Raw genomic sequence first — 17,915 nt, 5'->3', positions numbered from 1 at the left:
TAAAAGGTAATAACATGACCGGTATGAGTAACGTAACGAAACTGGCGGGCGAGCCATCTGGACAGGAATTCCTGGTTTTCACTTTAGGTGATGAAGAGTACGGTATCGACATCCTGAAAGTGCAGGAAATTCGCGGTTACGACCAGGTAACGCGCATTGCGAACACGCCAGCGTTTATCAAGGGTGTGACCAACCTGCGCGGTGTGATTGTGCCTATCGTGGATCTGCGCGTAAAGTTCAGCCAGGGCGATGTGGAGTACAACGATAACACGGTGGTGATCGTCCTGAATCTGGGTCAGCGCGTGGTGGGGATTGTCGTGGACGGCGTGTCTGACGTGCTGTCTCTGACCGCCGATCAAATCCGCCCTGCGCCGGAGTTTGCGGTCACGCTGTCAACGGAATACCTGACGGGGCTGGGTGCGCTCGGCGAGCGTATGCTGATTCTGGTGAATATTGAGAAGCTGCTTAACAGCGAAGAGATGGCGCTGCTGGATATTGCGGCGAATCATGTGGCATAGGTGAATGCAAAACGGCAACCTGGTTGCCGTTTTGAGTGTTTGCACCCTCTCCCGTGGGAGAGGGAGGGGGTGAGGGCAACAGACCTCACCTTTTTTACGTCCTTACGCTTCCTGCTCCACCAGCTCTGCTTCCGCTTCCCGCGCCCCTTCATTCTGCGAGAGCATCGCCGTTGCAATCCCATTCCCCAGTACGTTAATGGCGGACCGCCCCATATCCAGGAAATGGTCGATCCCCATCAGCAGCAGGATCCCGGCTACAGGAATGTTAAAACTCGGAATGGTTGCCGCCAGCACCACCAGCGACGAGCGCGGTACGCCCGCGATCCCTTTCGAGGCCAGCATCAGCGTTAACATCAGCACCGTCACCTCGGTGAAACTCAGGTGAATATTGTACGCCTGGGCGATAAACATTGAGGCGAACGAGCAGTACACCATGGAGCCGACCAGGTTAAACGAGTAGCCGATCGGCAGGACGAAAGAGGCGATATTACGTGAACAGCCGAAGCGCGCTAACTGCTCCAGGGTTTTTGGGTACGCCGCTTCTGAACTGCTGGTGGTAAAGGCGACCAGCACCGGATCCTTCAGCATCGCCACCAGTCGGAAAATCTCTTTTTTCAGCACCATGTAACCTACTGCCAGCAATACCAGACAGGTCAGAAGGATCGCCACATAGTAACCGCCAATAAACGAGGCATAGTTCAGCAAAATGCCCAGACCCTGGGTGGCAATCACGGACGAAATCGCGGCAAAAATGGCCAGGGGCGCAACGTACATCACATAGCCCGTCACTTTAAGCATGATATGAGAGACCACATCCAGCGCCGCCACCAGCGGGGCGTTGAATTTTTGGCCTAATGACGCGCCGCCAATACCGAAGAACATCGAAAAGACCACAATTTGGAGGATCTCATTGTTCGCCATCGCGCCGGCAATGCTGGTTGGAATGGTGTGTGACAGGAAGGCTTTCAGCGACATCCCGCTAACGGCCAGGCCGGTATCAACCGTTTCTGTCGGAATGCTCAGGTTCAGGCCGCTGCCGGGTTGTTCAAGGGTAACAATAAACAGCCCCACCAGAATAGAAAGCACGGATGAGCTGATAAACCATATCATCGCTTTACCGCCAACCCGTCCAATCGTTGACGTTTCACCCAACTTCATAATGCCCACCGTCAGAGTACTGAACACCAGCGGGGCAATCACCATCTTAATCAGCCGCAGGAAAATATCGGTCAGCAGCGTAATGTTCTCCGACCAGGCCTGTATCGCGTCGGGCGACGCGTACTCATGGATCGCCGCACCTGAAAGAATACCCGCCAGCATGAAAATCACGATGAAGAGCGTGAGTTTGTTTGCACTTGCCACAAAAAGATCCTCTATGCGCTAAAAGAGTTTCCTGCGTCAATGCATACAAAATTTTTATTTAAGCGCAGGAAAATATTCGAGTAATAAATTGAAGTAAAGCTGCGTGAGTTACAACTTGTTTTTAATTTTTATGAAATTAGTTGTTTTAAGGGTGACGATATATTGTGATACAGATCACATTACAGGCGATATATCCTCAGGACGAACAAGAAGAATGCCCGTTTTATTTTGCTAAGCCTTTGTAATGTTTGTTAATAGTCTGTTAATTGATGCTGAGGTGTCCCCCACCGGTTGAAAGTGGTTGAAGCGTTATCCATAAACTAAATTCTCAGTAACCGCGCCGGAGAATGTTTAAGCGGGGCTAACATACTGAACAGTATGAATAAAATAGGGTAAGCGGACCATTATTTCTTCTGGAGGGTGGTAAATGAAAAGAAAACTTCTTTTTATCTGCGCGGGTACACTGCTGACGGCGGCGACTGTCGGCCAGGCGCTGGCAGTCACCAGTAGCGGTACTATCGGGGCGACGCTGACGTTGACGAACGGTTGTTTGATCAACGGCTCGCCAACGCAAAACGGCATCAATTTCGGGACACTCGATTTCGGGACCCATCCTGCGACATTCTCCACTCTGACAACCCAGCTAACCGGGGCCAGCGGCGGAAACACCTTTACCATTCAATGTACCACTGCCAGTTACACGGTGGCGATCACTGGCAACACCAACGCGACCGCACCCGGAACCGTTGTCGGCACCCCAGGAACGCCCGCCCGCTATCTGGTGAACACCGCCAATGCGGCACAGGGCGTGGCATATAGTCTCTATAGCGACAGCGGATACAACAACGTGATCGCTAACAACGCCGCGTTACCCGTTGCCTCCACGGCGGGCGGAGTGAACAGCTATACCCTCTACGGACGCATAACGGGCGGCGGCAACAGCGTAACGGTTGTACCGGGAACCTATACCGACACGATTAACGTCAGCGTCACCTACTGATTCAGGCATGAAGGCATTGTGTTTATGTCTGCCCGAAAGGGCAGAGGGCGTCGTGCACCCCTTTTTAGCCCTGATCGTCGGGATGATGATGTGCCCCGGCGTTGGGGCGGTGACCTCGCAGTCCTTCAGGGTGAGCGCGACGGTAGTACCGGGATGCTCGGTGAGCACCGGCACGGGCGGGCGCTTTGGGACGCTGGATTTTGGAACCCGCAATGGCGTGGACAGCACACCGGTCAGCACCAGCTTTGTCGCCGACGGCGCGTTGTCCATCGCCTGCACGCCGGGTGTGGCGCTGAGTATGACCATTGACGGCGGCCAGAACTACAGCTCGGTACGACGGATGACGCGTTCAGGCGGGACCGAGGTGGTCGGTTACCGGCTCTACAGCAGCAGCTCTCTGGCGGCGAACAGCGAAATTGGGGTTAACCAGGCAATACCGATTACCTATACCAATAGCAATACCATCGCGCTGCCTCTTTTTGGCGTCGCGCTCCTGACAGGATTTAGCCCGCCGGGAACATATTCAGATCAACTCACCGTGACCTTGTCATGGTAGGAAAGGGAGAACATCGATGAAGCCATTTTTCAGGCGGTCAGGCCTGGTGGGGCTGTTGGGGGCCGTAGCCCTGTCAGCGGGCCAGGCGCATGCAGCGGCAACCATTCTTTTGTGGCCCATCGATCCGTGGCTTTCGGCAGAGGCCAGAGCAACTGAGCTGTGGATCCAGAATCAGGGCAACAGCGCTACGACTATGCAGGTACGTATTGTGCGCTGGAAACAGGAGGGCGGATACGAACGTTACACTGCCCAGCAGGATGTGGTCGCCAGTCCGCCGATCGTGACCATCGCTAAAGGCAGTAAACAGCTTATTCGCCTCATTAAGCAGGGGACGATCCCGACGGGGGTTGAACAGGCCTACCGCATCATTGTGGATGAAATACCTCAGCCGGATGCTAAAGCGGAACCGTCCATGGGCCTCAAACTGCAAATGCGCTATTCCATTCCTTTATTTGTTTATGGACAGGGGATCCCCACGCTTAGCGAAGGGGCGCATCACGCCCTGGCAAACACCGAACAGCTGAGCTGGCAGGTCGTTCAGGAGGGGGGAAAACCCGCGCTTCAGATCCGCAATCAGGGGAATGTACACGTCAGGCTCAGCCAGGTTGCGGTTGAGCAGGGCGGGCAAACACGCACGGTTGCCGAGGGGTTGCTGGGCTATGTGCTGCCAGGCAGCACCCGAAGCTGGCCGCTTCCGGCAGGGATTTATCAGCCGAATCGGATGAGCGCGCAAATTAATGCCAGGGATACGCAATGGCAATCGACGCCCGTCAACTGAACCCGGCAATGATGATCCTGCTTTGCGTCAGTACGTGCGCCTTTGCTGAAACCGGCGACGACAGTTTACCGCCGCCGCCGGATGCACGGACGATGAACGGCGAAGCCGTATTCCAGCTCGCCCTGGTGCTGAACCACTATGACACAGGTCTGGTGGTGCCGGTGACGCAGCGCGAGGGTGCCTGGTTTATATCGGGCGCGGATCTGCTCCGCGCCGGGCTGCCGCCCGGGCATGTGCCTGCCGGAGAGGTGAATCTCTCGACGCTGTCGTCGGTACGCGCAGAGTACGACAGCACGGCCCAGCGCCTGTTGCTTACGGTCCCCCGGGACTGGGTCGCAGCGCGGATCACGCCGTTCAGCGAACAGAGCACGCAAAGCAAGCCGCACTATGGCCGCGGCGCGCTGCTCAACTACGACGTTTATACCAACCATTCCGAACACACGGGCGGGCAGGCGTCGGTCTGGCACGAGTTCCGCTATTTCAATGAGGACTATTCGTTTTCATCGACGGGGTACGCCCGGCAGAATTTCACCGGTAACAGCGGGCAGCAGGAAGGGTACGTGCGCTATGACTCAACGTTACTGATCACCAACGAGGAGGATGCCACCACCTGGAGCGCCGGGGACGTCATCAGCGATGCGCTGAGCTGGAGCACCAGCGTGCGCATGGGCGGGATCAGCTACGGGCGCGACTTCTCCCTGCGTCCGGATCTGGTGACCTGGCCGCTGCCGGCGTTTTCCGGCGAGGCGGCCGTCCCGACCTCGGTCGATCTGTTTATCAATGGCTACCGTTCCGGCTCCACCCGTCTTCAGCCGGGGCCCTTTACTCTCACCAATCTGCCCTATATCAACGGTGCCGGGGATGCGGTGCTGGTTACCACTGACGCGCTGGGACGTCAGGTGAGTACCACGCTGCCGTTTTATGTCAGCAGCGATCTGCTGAAGCAGGGATTAAGCGACGGCGCCGTGACGCTGGGCAGCCTGCGGCGTAACTACGGGATTGAGAATTTTGACTATGGACCGGCGGCGGGCAGCGGATCGTACCGCTACGGGGTGACCGACTGGCTGACGCTGGAGGGGCATGCGGAAGGGGCGGAGTCGCTGGCGCTCGGCGGCGCAGGCACGGTGCTGAAGCTCGGGCGTTTTGGGGTGGTAAATACCTCATGGACCCAAAGCCGCATGCGCGGCGATAGCGGGGGGCAGACAAACTGGGGCTATCAGTACAACACCAGCGAGTTTAGCGTAGCGACCCAGCATACCCGACGCGACCGTGGCTTCGGCAACCTCGCCCTGTACGATCAGCCTACCGTTTATGATGAAAATGATAACCCCGTGGCCAGCCTGAGCCGCAATACCGACCAGTATTCCTTAACCTTTAACCTGGGCGAATATGGCAATATCGGCGCGGCGTGGATCGGGGTTGAGAGTTTTGACGACAAAAAAACTGAGCTGCTCAACCTCTCCTGGAGCCGTAATCTGTGGGGCTCAAGCAGTATTTATCTGGCCGCCAGCCGTGACCAGCAACGTGGCGACTGGACGGTCGCGCTGTCGTTGCAGGTCCCCCTCGGCGAACGTGACAGCGCCGCCGTCACCTTTGAAAACACCCCTGACGCAGGCAGTACTCAACGCATTAACTACAACCACTCGATGCCTTCTGACGGCGGCTTTAGCTGGAACATGGCCTGGGCTAACCAGTCGCGGTCAAGTAACTATCAGCAGGCCACGCTTGGCTGGCGGAATAACAACGTTGAACTACAGGGCGGCGGCTACGGTGAGAAGGGCATGATGACCTGGTGGGGCGAGGCGATGGGTTCTGTCGTGCTGATGGACGGTGAGCTGTTTGCGGCGAACAAAATCAACGATGCGTTTGTGGTGATCAGCACCGACGGACATCCGGATGTTCCCGTCAGCTACGAAAACCAGCCGGTCGGTAAAACCAATAACAAAGGTTATCTGCTGGTGAGCGGCGTTTCCGCCTATTACCCGGCAAGCTACCGCATTGATACCCTGAACTTACCCGCGGATACCCGGCTGAAAGAGACCGAGCGTCGGGTGGCGATCCGTCGGCATAACGGTTATCTGGTGGATTTCCCGATGGAGCAGGAGCGGGTTGCCAGCGTGATCCTGCACGATGCGCAGGGCAATGCGATCCCGGTGGGAAGCCAGGTCAAGCGCACGTCCCGCAGCAGCGCGGTTGTCGGCTATGACGGCCTCGCCTGGCTGGAAAACCTCAACGACGTGAACCCGCTCGAGGTCATCACCCCGGAGGGTAAACGCTGCACGGCAACGCTCACCGTTGGCGCAAACCCTGAGCATAAGCTGCAAACCTACGGTCCGCTGACCTGTCGGGAGGCGCCGTGAGACGCCTGTTAATCGCCTTCCTGCTGCTTTGCTCTGGTGGCAGCTGGGCTGCCTGCACCGTCAGTACTGTGAATGCCTCGTTTGGTAGCGTTACCTCGTTCGCGCTGAGCGGAACCGGGGAGGTCGAAACCACGGGCACGCTGGTGGTGACATGCGATACCGTCCTCAACCTGTTAACTAACGACTCGGTGACGCTGAATTACACTTCGGCATCCGTCTTCGCAAATAGCCGGGCGACCATGAAGCGTACGGACAACGCGGCGATCACCGATGTCATTCCCACGCGCCTGTGCGGGGCATCCGGCTGCGGTGGAAACAGTGAAGTACAAATCAGCAAAGCCTATACCTGGAGCGGAAACACGCTGCTCGGGCTACTGGGTTCAAGGCGCTACAATATCCCTCTGTATTTCCGCACCGTAATGGGGCAGAACGTCACGGCCGGGCCGTACCAGGTGTTGTTAACGTTTAGCATCAACTACAACGTGTGCGCCGTGGGTGCGGCCGGGCTTTGCCTGACCCCGCAAACCGGCACGGCAACTACCTCTATTCTCCTCAACATGACCGTCACTAACGATTGCAGCACTATGACCACGCCGGACGTGAATTTTAACAGCGCACCGCTGGTACAAAATTTTCCCACCGTTTCGCAGTCGGTCGCCGTCACCTGCACCAAGGGCAGCACCTACACCATAGGCATTAACAACGGGGCAAATGCCCTGAACAACGTGCGTCGTATGGTCAGCGGCAGTAACTTTATGAGTTACGACATCTATAAGGAGGCGACCAGCAACCGCTGGGGCAGCAGCGGCAGCGAGCGCTGGGCCAGCGCCAGTTCGTCACAGGTTAGCACTGACGGGCTTCTACGCACCTACAACTACACCGCTAAAGTTCTTAGCAGCCAGGCCACGCCGCCTGCCGGAACCTACACCGACACGCTGATTGTCGACGTCGCATTCTGACCCCCACGCTTTTCCCTTTCGCAAATGTAAAGTTCCTGTGGCCTGTGCCGATAACACCGTTAATCAATCTATGAGAAGGTGTTGTATGTTGAACCGTATCCGCGTTGTCACAATGCTTATGATGGTGCTGGTCATTTTCGCACTTCTTCAGCTTATTTCCGGCGGCCTCTTTTTCTCGTCGTTAAAACAGAACCAGGACAGCTTCGCGGCCTCGAACGATTTGCGAATGCAGCAAAGCGAACTGACTACGACCTGGGATCTGATGTTGCAGACGCGTATCAACCTGAGCCGCTCGTCTGCCCGCATGATGATGGATCCGAACAACCAGCAGAGCAGCGCAAAAACGGAACTGCTGAAGAATGCACGCGCCACGCTGGCAGACGCGGCGAAACACTACGACGCCTTCAAAAATATTCCTCCTCAGCCTGCAATGGCACAGGCGAGCGCGAACATAGATGAAAAATATCAGGCCTACTTCGCCGGCCTGACGGAGCTGGTACAGTTCCTGGAGAACGGCAATATGGAGGCCTATTTCGCGCAGCCAACCCAGGGAATGCAGAACGCACTTGGCGCGGCACTCGGCGAGTACGCCAAAGCCAGCGGCGAGCTTTATCACTCCGCGTTCACGCAAAGCCAGAACGACTACCGTTTCGCGAAATGGCAGATGGCGGTTCTCGCCCTCGCGCTGGTCATCGTGCTGGTGGCCGTGTGGTACGGCATTCGTCATATCCTTCTTAACCCGCTTGGCCGCGTCATTGCTCATATCCGTGATATTGGGCGGGGCGATCTCACGAAAACGCTGACCGTTTCTGGCCGCAATGAGATCACCGAGCTGGCAACCAGCGTCGACCATATGCAGCGTTCGCTGATTGATACCGTCGCCAACGTGCGCGAGGGGGCGGATGCCATCTATACCGGCACGAGTGAAATCGCGATGGGCAACAACGATCTCTCGTCCCGTACCGAACAGCAGGCGTCCGCTCTGGAAGAGACGGCGGCTAGCATGGAACAGCTCACCGCGACCGTGAAGCAGAATGCCGACAACGCCCGCCAGGCGTCGCAGCTTGCAGAAAGCGCGTCCGACACCGCCCAGCGCGGCGGTCGGGTGGTCGACGGCGTGGTAAAAACCATGCATGACATTGCCGACAGCTCGAAGAAAATCGCCGACATCATCAGCGTGATCGACGGTATCGCCTTCCAGACCAACATCCTGGCGCTGAACGCGGCTGTTGAAGCGGCGCGAGCGGGCGAGCAGGGGCGCGGGTTTGCCGTAGTTGCTGGCGAAGTGCGCAACCTCGCCAGCCGCAGCGCCAATGCGGCGAAAGAGATTAAAGCCCTGATTGAAGACTCTGTTTCACGCGTGGATACCGGCTCGGTGCTGGTGGAAAGTGCGGGTGAAACCATGAATGACATCGTGAATGCCGTGACGCGCGTGACGGACATCATGGGTGAAATCGCCTCTGCATCGGATGAGCAGAGTCGTGGTATTGACCAGGTTGCCCTGGCGGTATCGGAAATGGATCGTGTGACGCAGCAAAACGCCGCCCTGGTGCAGGAGTCCGCTGCCGCGGCCGCTGCGCTGGAGGACCAGGCGAGCCGCCTGAAAATGGCCGTCTCGGCGTTCCGTCTTACTTCAAAAACGACTAATACGGTCAGCTCGCGGTCGGCGTACAGCGAAGCAATCCCGGCGCCCGTGACAACACGTACGCGCGCAGCGGTGACCGGACAAGATGAAAACTGGGAAACATTTTGACTGACAATTAAACCGCGGCTGCTTGCCGCTTGATGGGAGCGTGGATGTTAAATCGTATTCGTATCTCGACCACACTGTTTTTGATTCTGATCCTGTGTGGGGTTTTGCAGGTTGGCAGTAACGGGTTGTCTTTCTGGGCGTTTCGCGATGGCTATCAGAATTTGCAGGAAGTTGAGACGAGTAATCAACAGCGCTCCGCACTGGCACAAACGCGTGCCGTGCTGTTGCAGGCAAGCACTGCGCTGAACAAAGCAGGGACGTTAACCGCGCTGAGCTATCCGCCGGAGGATATCAAGGCGCTGATGGTTTTGGCCCGCAGCAGCCTGAAGCAGGCCGACGCGCAGTTTAAGGCGTTTACGGCGCAGGAGGCGGTCAGTGAGAAAGAGAAAGCGCTGAAAGTCGCCATGAAAAAGACCTTTGATGCGTGGTACGGCGATCTCGACCATCAGGCGACGTGGCTGGAGAACAACCAGCTTTCTGATTTTCTGACCGCGCCGGTGCAGGCGTCTCAGGCGGGGTTTGACGGCAGCTTTAACGCATGGCAGCAGGATATTAACCAGTTTGTGGCGCGAGCCGGCGCCGACAGCCGTACCAGCTACCGCATGTCAGGGGTGATTTTCCTGACCATGGTGATCCTGGCGGCCCTGCTGACCGGCGGCTCGCTGTGGTGGTCGCGCAAAACGATCGTCCAGCCGCTGGCGATCGTCAGCAGCCACTTCGACAGTATAGCGAAGGGCGACCTGGCGCGTCCGGTGGCCGTGTATGGCAGGAATGAAATATCAGCGATTTTCGCCAGCCTGAAGGCGATGCAGGGTTCGCTGCGGGAAACGGTAAACAACGTTCGCCAGGGCAGTTACGCCATGCATACCGGGATCTCAGAGATTGCGGCAGGCAATAACGATCTGTCGTCCCGCACCGAACAGCAGGCGGCATCGCTGGCGCAGACGGCGGCCAGTATGGAGCAGCTGACTGCGACGGTAAGCCAGAACGCTGATAACGCGCGTCAGGCCTCTGACTTGTCAAAACAGGCGGCGATGACGGCGAAACGTGGGGGTGACCAGGCTTCTCACGTTGCCAGCACGATGCAGGAGATTGCCGCCAGCTCGCAGAAAATTGGCGACATTATCAGCGTCATCGACGGTATCGCGTTCCAGACTAATATTCTGGCGCTGAATGCTGCGGTCGAAGCGGCGCGTGCCGGGGAGCAGGGGCGCGGGTTCGCGGTGGTTGCCGGTGAAGTGCGTCACCTCGCCAGCCGCAGCGCCAACGCGGCGAAAGAGATCAAAGGGCTGATAGAAGAGTCGGTCTCCCGTGTTCAGCAGGGCTCCGCGCTGGTGGATACCGCCGCGCAGACCATGCACGAGATTGTCACCTCCGTGACGCGGGTAAACGACATTATAGGCGAGATTGCTTCGGCGTCTGATGAACAACGCCGTGGCATCGAGCAGGTGGCGCAGGCCGTTACGCAGATGGATCAGGTTACGCAGCAGAACGCCTCGCTGGTAGAAGAGGCGGCGGCGGCTACCGATCAGCTGGCAAACCAGGCGGATCGCCTTACCGGGTTAGTCGCCGTATTTAATGTGAAAGAGCACGTTGAAGCAGTAACAGAAGTCGGACGGTCACTGGCCGTGCCCGTTGTATCCTGAATGTGATAAAGAAGGCGCTATGACATCACCCATGCCCTCAGGGCAAACGTCATTATTGTTACAGATGACACAGCGCCTCGCGCTGTCCGACGCGCATTTTCGTCGGATATGTCAGTTAATCTACCAGCGTGCGGGGATCGTGCTTGCGGACCATAAGCGAGACATGGTCTACAACCGGCTGGTGCGGCGCTTGCGCACGCTGGGGCTGGACGATTTTGGCCGCTATCTGAGCATGCTCGAAGCGAACCAGAACAGCGCCGAATGGCAGGCATTTATCAACTCATTAACCACCAACCTGACCGCGTTTTTCCGCGAGGCGCATCACTTCCCGGTGCTGGCGGAACACGCCCGTCGCCGTAGCGGAGAGTATCGCGTCTGGAGCGCGGCGGCCTCTACCGGGGAAGAGCCGTACTCGCTGGCCATCACCCTGGCGGATACCCTGGGAATGGCGCCGGGACGCTGGAAAGTTTACGCCAGCGACATCGACACCGAGGTACTGGAAAAAGCCCGTAACGGCGTTTATCGCCAGGATGAGCTTAAAACGCTGTCTCCGCAGCAGCTACAGCGTTACTTCATGCGCGGTACCGGCCCGCATGAAGGACTGGTGCGCGTACGCCAGGAGCTGGCGAACTGCGTGGAATTTGCCCCCGTTAATCTACTGGATAAGCAGTACAACGTTCCGGGGCCATTTGACGCCATATTTTGCCGTAACGTAATGATTTATTTTGATAAAACGACGCAGCAGGACATTTTGCGTCGCTTTGTTCCGTTGCTCAAGCCTGACGGTTTACTGTTTGCCGGGCACTCGGAAAACTTCAGCAACCTCGTGCGTGAGTTTAGCCTGCGTGGGCAAACGGTATATGCGCTGAGTAAGGAAAAAGCATGAGTAAAATCAGGGTATTGTCTGTCGATGATTCGGCGCTGATGCGTCAGATCATGACTGAAATCATCAATAGCCACAGCGATATGGAGATGGTGGCGACAGCGCCCGATCCGCTGGTCGCGCGGGATTTAATCAAAAAATATAACCCCGACGTGCTGACGCTGGATGTGGAAATGCCGCGCATGGATGGCATCGATTTTCTGGAAAAATTAATGCGCCTGCGCCCGATGCCGGTGGTGATGGTCTCTTCCCTCACCGGGAAAGGGTCGGAGATTACCCTGCGCGCGCTGGAGTTGGGGGCGGTGGATTTTGTCACCAAGCCGCAGCTCGGCATTCGCGAAGGGATGCTCGCTTATAGCGAGACGATCGCCGAGAAGATCCGCACCGCGTCCCGGGCGAAGCTTGCCGCGCACAAACCGATGGCGGCCCCGGCTACGCTGAAGGCGGGACCGTTACTCAGCTCTGAAAAACTGCTGGTGATTGGCGCGTCAACCGGAGGAACAGAGGCAATTCGCCATGTACTCCAGCCATTGCCGCTTTCAAGCCCGGGTATCCTGATTACGCAACATATGCCGCCGGGCTTTACCCGCTCGTTCGCAGAGCGCCTGAATAAGCTGTGCCAGATCGGCGTGAAAGAGGCGGAAGACGGCGAGCGCGTGCTGCCGGGGCATGCCTATATCGCCCCGGGTGACAAGCACATGGAGCTGGCGCGCAGCGGGGCGAACTATCAAATCAAAATTCATGACGGGCCGCCGGTTAACCGGCACCGTCCGTCGGTGGATGTGCTGTTTCATTCGGTGGCGAAACATGCGGGGCGCAACGCCGTGGGAGTGATCCTGACGGGGATGGGCAACGACGGCGCCGCCGGAATGCTTGCGATGCACCAGGCAGGCGCCTGGACCATTGCGCAGAATGAAGCAAGTTGTGTGGTGTTCGGCATGCCGCGCGAGGCCATCAATATGGGTGGCGTGAGCGAAGTGGTCGATCTTAGCCAGGTAAGCCAGCAGATGCTGGCGAAAATCAGTGCCGGACAGGCAATACGTATTTGACTCAGGAGTATTATTTTATGGCGGATAAAGAGCTTAAGTTTTTGGTTGTGGATGACTTTTCCACCATGCGTCGCATTGTACGCAACCTGCTTAAAGAGCTGGGCTTCAACAATGTTGAAGAAGCCGAAGACGGCGTGGATGCGCTGAACAAACTCCAGGCTGGCGGGTTTGGTTTTGTGATTTCCGACTGGAACATGCCGAACATGGACGGTCTCGAACTGCTGAAAACCATCCGCGCGGATGCGGGCATGGCCTCTCTGCCGGTGCTAATGGTGACCGCAGAAGCGAAGAAAGAGAACATTATTGCCGCTGCACAGGCGGGAGCAAGTGGCTACGTGGTGAAGCCATTCACCGCGGCGACTCTGGAAGAGAAGCTCGGGAAGATCTTCGAGAAACTCGGCATGTGAGGTGATGGATATGTTGCAACCTGCTATGAAACCCGTTGAAGAACATTCGCCGAGCGACATTATTGCCCGCATTGGTAGCCTGACCCGCATGCTGCGCGACAGCCTTCGTGAGCTGGGGCTGGACCAGGCTATCGCCGAAGCGGCGGAAGCCATCCCTGACGCGCGCGACCGTCTGGACTACGTCGTGCAGATGACCGCGCAGGCGGCCGAGCGAGCGCTGAACAGCGTTGAAGCCTCACAGCCGCACCAGGATGCGATGGAGAAGGGGGCGAAAGCGCTGAGCAAACGCTGGGATGAGTGGTTTGAGAACCCTATCGAGCTGGCGGATGCCCGCGAACTGGTAACGGATACCCGTCAGTACCTGGGTGACGTGCCGGGACATACCAGCTTCACCAATGCCCAGCTGCTGGACATCATGATGGCGCAGGATTTCCAGGATCTTACCGGCCAGGTGATCAAGCGCATGATGGATGTGATTCAGGAGATTGAACGCCAGCTGCTGATGGTGCTGCTGGAGAACATTCCGGAACCGGCCGCCCGTCCGAAACGCGAGAACGAAAGCCTGCTCAATGGTCCCCAGCTTGACGCCAGCAAAGCGGGCGTGGTGGCAAGCCAGGATCAGGTGGACGATCTGCTGGACAGTCTTGGTTTCTGATTGCCCTTTCTACCTCAGACCGTTAACGCGGCCTGAGGTAGCGTAGGACAAAAACAGCGAAAAGAGCCCGAATAAACGGGCTTTTCCCGCCATTGGATTTTTTCTGCGCTGGCATGATACCCGTGAATTAATGGGCTGCGAGCAGGCACAGTGGCAGAAGAGAACGACGACAAAACAGAAGCCCCCACACCCCACCGACTTGAAAAAGCCCGTGAGGATGGGCAGATCCCCCGATCCCGAGAGCTGACATCCCTGCTGATCCTGGTGGTGGGCGTGTGCATAATCTGGTGGGGCGGGGAGATGCTCGCCCGCAGACTGGCGGGAATGCTCTCTGCTGGCTTACGTTTTGATCACAGCATGGTCAACGACCCCAATCTGATCCTCATTCAGATCATCAACCTTGTGAAAAGTGCGATGCTCGCCCTGCTGCCTCTGATCGCGGGCGTGGTGATCGTGGCCCTTGTTTCGCCGGTCATGCTCGGTGGCCTGGTGTTCAGCGGTAAATCGCTGCAACCGAAATTCTCTAAGCTCAACCCGCTACCCGGTATTGCGAAAATGTTTTCCGCGCAAACGGGCGCTGAGCTTCTTAAAGCAATCCTGAAATCGCTTCTTATGGGCAGCACTGCCGGGTTTTTTCTGTGGCACCACTGGCCGGAGATGATGCGCCTGATCAGCGAATCCCCGATGACGGCAATGAAGAATGCCCTGAACCTGGTCGGGTTATGCTCGCTGCTGGTGGTACTCAGCATTATTCCGATGGTGGCGTTCGACGTTATCTTCCAGATCTATTCCCATATCAAAAAGCTGCGAATGTCGCGTCAGGACATCCGCGACGAATACAAACAGATGGAAGGCGACCCGCACGTTAAGGGCCGTATCCGCCAGATGCAGCGCGCCGCCGCGCGTCGGCGCATGATGGAAGATGTACCGAAAGCCGACGTCATCGTCACCAACCCGACCCACTACTCCGTGGCGCTTCAGTACGACGAAAACAAAATGAGCGCGCCGAAAGTGGTGGCGAAAGGGGCCGGGCTGATTGCGCTGCGCATTCGTGAAATCGCGACGGAAAACCGCGTACCGATCCTTGAAGCGCCGCCGCTGGCCCGTGCGCTGTATCGCCACGCGGAAATTGGACAACAGATCCCAGGCCAGCTCTACGCCGCTGTTGCAGAAGTGCTGGCCTGGGTGTGGCAACTGAAACGCTGGCGTTTAGCGGGCGGTCAACGACCTGTAAAACCTGAGAACCTTCCGGTGCCTGAAGCACTGGATTTTTTGAACGAGAAGGACACTGATGGCTAATCTGGTGGCAATGTTGCGCCTGCCCGGCAACCTGAAATCGACGCAATGGCAGATCCTTGCCGGACCGATTCTGATCCTGCTAATTCTGTCGATGATGGTGCTGCCGTTACCGGCATTTATCCTCGACCTGCTTTTTACCTTCAACATCGCGTTGTCCATTATGGTGCTGCTGGTGGCGATGTTCACCCAGCGCACGCTGGAGTTCGCCGCGTTTCCAACGATCCTGCTCTTCACCACGCTGCTGCGCCTCGCGCTGAACGTTGCCTCCACGCGCATCATTCTGATGGAAGGGCACACCGGCGCGGCGGCGGCGGGCAAGGTGGTCGAAGCCTTCGGTCACTTCCTGGTGGGCGGTAATTTTGCCATCGGTATCGTGGTGTTCGTTATCCTCGTTATCATCAACTTTATGGTTATTACTAAAGGCGCGGGGCGTATCGCGGAAGTGGGCGCGCGTTTTGTGCTGGACGGTATGCCGGGCAAGCAAATGGCGATCGACGCCGATTTGAACGCCGGGCTTATAGCCGAAGATGAAGCGAAAAAACGCCGCGCGGAAGTGACCCAGGAAGCGGACTTCTACGGTTCGATGGACGGTGCGAGTAAGTTTGTGCGCGGTGACGCCATTGCGGGCATCCTGATTATGGTGATTAACGTCGTCGGCGGCCTGCTCGTCGGCGTGCTGCAACACGGCATGGACATGGGCCACGCGGCGGAAAGCTATACGCTGCTGACCATCGGTGACGGTCTGGTCGCCCAGATCCCGGCGCTGGTGATCTCCACTGCGGCAGGTGTGATTGTGACCCGCGTCAGCACCGATCAGGACGTGGGCGAGCAGATGGTGGGGCAGTTGTTCAGCAACCCGCGCGTTATGCTGCTCTCCGCGGCGGTACTGGGCCTGCTCGGTATGGTGCCGGGCATGCCGAACCTGGTATTCCTCCTGTTTACCGCCGCGCTGCTGGGGCTTGCCTGGTGGATGCGTGGCCGTGAAACTCAGCCTAAGGCAGAGCCAGCGCCGGTCAAAATGCCTGAGAACACCCAGGCGGTGGAAGCGACCTGGAACGACGTTCAGCTGGAAGATTCGCTGGGGATGGAAGTGGGGTATCGCCTGATCCCTATGGTGGATTTCCAGCAGGATGGCGAGCTGCTTGGCCGTATTCGCAGTATTCGTAAAAAATTCGCTCAGGAAATGGGCTTCCTGCCGCCGGTGGTTCATATCCGTGACAACATGGATCTCCCACCCGCGCGCTACCGCATTCTGATGAAAGGGGTGGAGATCGGCAGCGGCGATGCGTACCCCGGCCGCTGGCTGGCGATTAACCCGGGCACGGCCGCAGGCACGTTGCCGGGTGAGCAGACGACCGACCCGGCCTTTGGTCTGGCGGCAATCTGGATTGAGAGCGCCCTGAAAGAGCAGGCGCAGATCCAGGGTTACACGGTCGTTGAGGCCAGTACCGTGGTGGCGACGCACCTCAACCATTTGATTGGCCAGTTCTCAGCGGAACTGTTTGGTCGTCAGGAGGCGCAGCAGCTGCTCGACCGCGTAACGCAGGAGATGCCGAAGCTGACCGAAGATTTGGTGCCGGGCGTGTTGACATTAACCACGCTGCACAAAGTGCTACAAAATCTGCTCGACGAGAAGGTGCCCATTCGCGATATGCGTACCATCCTTGAGACGCTGGCCGAACATGCGCCGCTGCAAAGCGATCCGCACGAACTGACGGCGGTGGTGCGCGTGGCGCTCGGACGCGCTATTACACAGCAATGGTTCCCGGGAACCGGCGAAGTGCAGGTGATTGGCCTCGACACCCCGCTGGAACGTCTGCTGCTTCAGGCGTTGCAGGGCGGCGGCGGGCTGGAACCGGGTCTGGCGGACAGATTACTGGCGCAAACTCAGGAGGCGCTGGCGCGTCAGGAGATGCTGGGCGCGCCGCCGGTACTGCTGGTGAATCACGCGCTGCGTCCGCTGCTGTCGCGCTTCCTTCGCCGGAGCCTGAACCAGCTGGTGGTGCTGTCGAATATGGAGCTGTCCGATAACCGCAATATTCGCATGACCGCGACCATAGGAGGGAAATAATGCGTAAGTGGCTGTGGATCTTACTCTTCCCGCTGGCAGCGCAGGCCGCAGGCGAGGGGGCATGGCAGGCCAGCAGTATCGGCTTAACGCTCAACCATCGGGGGGAGTCGATCTCCTCCCGGCCGCTGTCCGCCTCTGAGCCCGTGTCCGGGCAGATGACGCTGGTTGCCTGGCATTACACCCTGACGGGCCCCACGCCGGCCGGATTGCGGGTGCGGCTGTGCTCCCTGACCCGCTGCGCGGAAATCGAGGGACAAAATGGTACTACCCAGGCCTTCAACGGGGTGTCTGCTCAGGAACCTCTCCGCTTTATCTGGGAAGTGCCGGGCGGTGGACGGCTGATCCCGGCGCTGAAGATTCAGCGTAACGAGGTCCTCGTCAACTACCGCTAACTGCCTGCCTTTTCGCCAGCTTTCAGGCATTTCTGAAGGCTGGATCGCAAAATTGACCTTCCCTTTTGATACAAAAGAAACGCTGTTTTATAAATCAGTGACACGCGTATTGACACTCTTTGCATTTTTGCCATGCACCACTATGTGATGGCAGAAACAGAAAGGTATCAACAGGTCGATGCTTTTACTGTAGCCGTGTAAAAACTCCCGGACGAGGTTTGCTTACA

16 protein-coding genes are annotated in these 17,915 nt (G+C 57.7%); 15 read left to right on the top strand and 1 reads right to left on the bottom strand.

All coding sequences use genetic code 11. The features are described from left to right. Positions 1-14: 14 nt before the first annotated feature. Positions 15-518 (top strand): chemotaxis protein CheW, encoded by a 504-nt coding sequence (cheW, locus tag G6Q29_RS02895; protein WP_003859699.1) that lies wholly within the window; start codon positions 15-17, stop codon positions 516-518. Positions 519-620: 102 nt separating this feature from the next. On the opposite strand, the gene G6Q29_RS02890 is transcribed toward cheW, so the two are convergent. Then, positions 621-1,880: a dicarboxylate/amino acid:cation symporter gene (locus tag G6Q29_RS02890; RefSeq protein WP_165464448.1), complete on the bottom strand. Its 1,260-nt coding sequence runs from the start codon at positions 1,878-1,880 to the stop codon at positions 621-623. Between the two features lie 427 nt (positions 1,881-2,307). On the opposite strand from G6Q29_RS02890, the gene G6Q29_RS02885 reads away from it, so the two are divergent. The 14 genes from G6Q29_RS02885 (at position 2,308) to flhE (ending at position 17,688) form a co-directional block, all read left to right on the top strand. Then, positions 2,308-2,880: a Csu type fimbrial protein gene (locus G6Q29_RS02885; protein ID WP_003859701.1), complete on the top strand. Its 573-nt coding sequence runs from the start codon at positions 2,308-2,310 to the stop codon at positions 2,878-2,880. A gap of 7 nt (positions 2,881-2,887) precedes the next feature. After that, positions 2,888-3,436 carry a Csu type fimbrial protein gene (locus G6Q29_RS02880; RefSeq protein ID WP_165464447.1) on the top strand — a complete coding sequence of 183 codons (549 nt, stop codon included), beginning with the start codon at positions 2,888-2,890 and terminating at the stop codon, positions 3,434-3,436. 16 nt (positions 3,437-3,452) lie between these two features. Continuing rightward, on the top strand, positions 3,453-4,214 hold the full coding sequence (locus G6Q29_RS02875; RefSeq protein ID WP_165464446.1) for a fimbrial biogenesis chaperone: 762 nt from the start codon (positions 3,453-3,455) through the stop codon (positions 4,212-4,214). Further along, positions 4,190-6,574: a fimbria/pilus outer membrane usher protein gene (locus tag G6Q29_RS02870; protein WP_165464445.1), complete on the top strand. Its 2,385-nt coding sequence runs from the start codon at positions 4,190-4,192 to the stop codon at positions 6,572-6,574. The genes G6Q29_RS02875 and G6Q29_RS02870 overlap by 25 nt, the downstream gene beginning before the upstream one ends. Beyond that, a complete protein-coding gene (locus G6Q29_RS02865; protein ID WP_165464444.1) occupies positions 6,571-7,533 on the top strand; it encodes a Csu type fimbrial protein in 963 nt (320 codons plus the stop codon). Before G6Q29_RS02870 ends, G6Q29_RS02865 begins: the two co-directional genes overlap by 4 nt. An 85-nt stretch (positions 7,534-7,618) precedes the next feature. After that, on the top strand, positions 7,619-9,286 hold the full coding sequence (gene tar, locus G6Q29_RS02860) for a methyl-accepting chemotaxis protein II (protein WP_165464443.1): 1,668 nt from the start codon (positions 7,619-7,621) through the stop codon (positions 9,284-9,286). Between the two features lie 44 nt (positions 9,287-9,330). After that, the gene (gene tap, locus G6Q29_RS02855) at positions 9,331-10,932 is read left to right on the top strand and encodes a methyl-accepting chemotaxis protein IV (RefSeq protein ID WP_165464442.1); all 1,602 of its coding nucleotides are present in this window, start codon (positions 9,331-9,333) and stop codon (positions 10,930-10,932) included. 19 nt (positions 10,933-10,951) lie between these two features. Further along, complete coding sequence (cheR, locus tag G6Q29_RS02850; protein ID WP_017384409.1) at positions 10,952-11,818, top strand: protein-glutamate O-methyltransferase CheR; 867 nt, start codon at positions 10,952-10,954, stop codon at positions 11,816-11,818. Next, positions 11,815-12,864, top strand: coding sequence for a protein-glutamate methylesterase/protein-glutamine glutaminase (locus G6Q29_RS02845; RefSeq protein WP_165464441.1), 1,050 nt, complete (start codon positions 11,815-11,817; stop codon positions 12,862-12,864). Before cheR ends, G6Q29_RS02845 begins: the two co-directional genes overlap by 4 nt. A 17-nt stretch (positions 12,865-12,881) precedes the next feature. Further along, on the top strand, positions 12,882-13,271 hold the full coding sequence (gene cheY / locus G6Q29_RS02840; RefSeq protein ID WP_000763862.1) for a chemotaxis response regulator CheY: 390 nt from the start codon (positions 12,882-12,884) through the stop codon (positions 13,269-13,271). A 10-nt stretch (positions 13,272-13,281) separates the two neighbouring features. Beyond that, positions 13,282-13,926, top strand: a complete 645-nt coding sequence (cheZ, locus tag G6Q29_RS02835) for a protein phosphatase CheZ (RefSeq protein WP_165464440.1) — start codon at positions 13,282-13,284, stop codon at positions 13,924-13,926. A 150-nt stretch (positions 13,927-14,076) separates the two neighbouring features. After that, positions 14,077-15,225, top strand: a complete 1,149-nt coding sequence (gene flhB, locus G6Q29_RS02830) for a flagellar biosynthesis protein FlhB (protein ID WP_126340120.1) — start codon at positions 14,077-14,079, stop codon at positions 15,223-15,225. Continuing rightward, entirely contained in the window at positions 15,218-17,296 is a 2,079-nt protein-coding gene (gene flhA / locus G6Q29_RS02825; protein ID WP_165464439.1) for a flagellar biosynthesis protein FlhA, read from the top strand. Before flhB ends, flhA begins: the two co-directional genes overlap by 8 nt. Further along, entirely contained in the window at positions 17,296-17,688 is a 393-nt protein-coding gene (flhE, locus tag G6Q29_RS02820) for a flagellar protein FlhE (RefSeq protein WP_165464438.1), read from the top strand. Before flhA ends, flhE begins: the two co-directional genes overlap by 1 nt. Positions 17,689-17,915: the final 227 nt, after the last annotated feature.

This window comes from Enterobacter cloacae, from assembly GCF_011078175.1.
Lineage (GTDB): Bacteria > Pseudomonadota > Gammaproteobacteria > Enterobacterales > Enterobacteriaceae > Enterobacter > Enterobacter cloacae_Q.
This window is presented reverse-complemented; position numbering and strand designations above follow the sequence as displayed.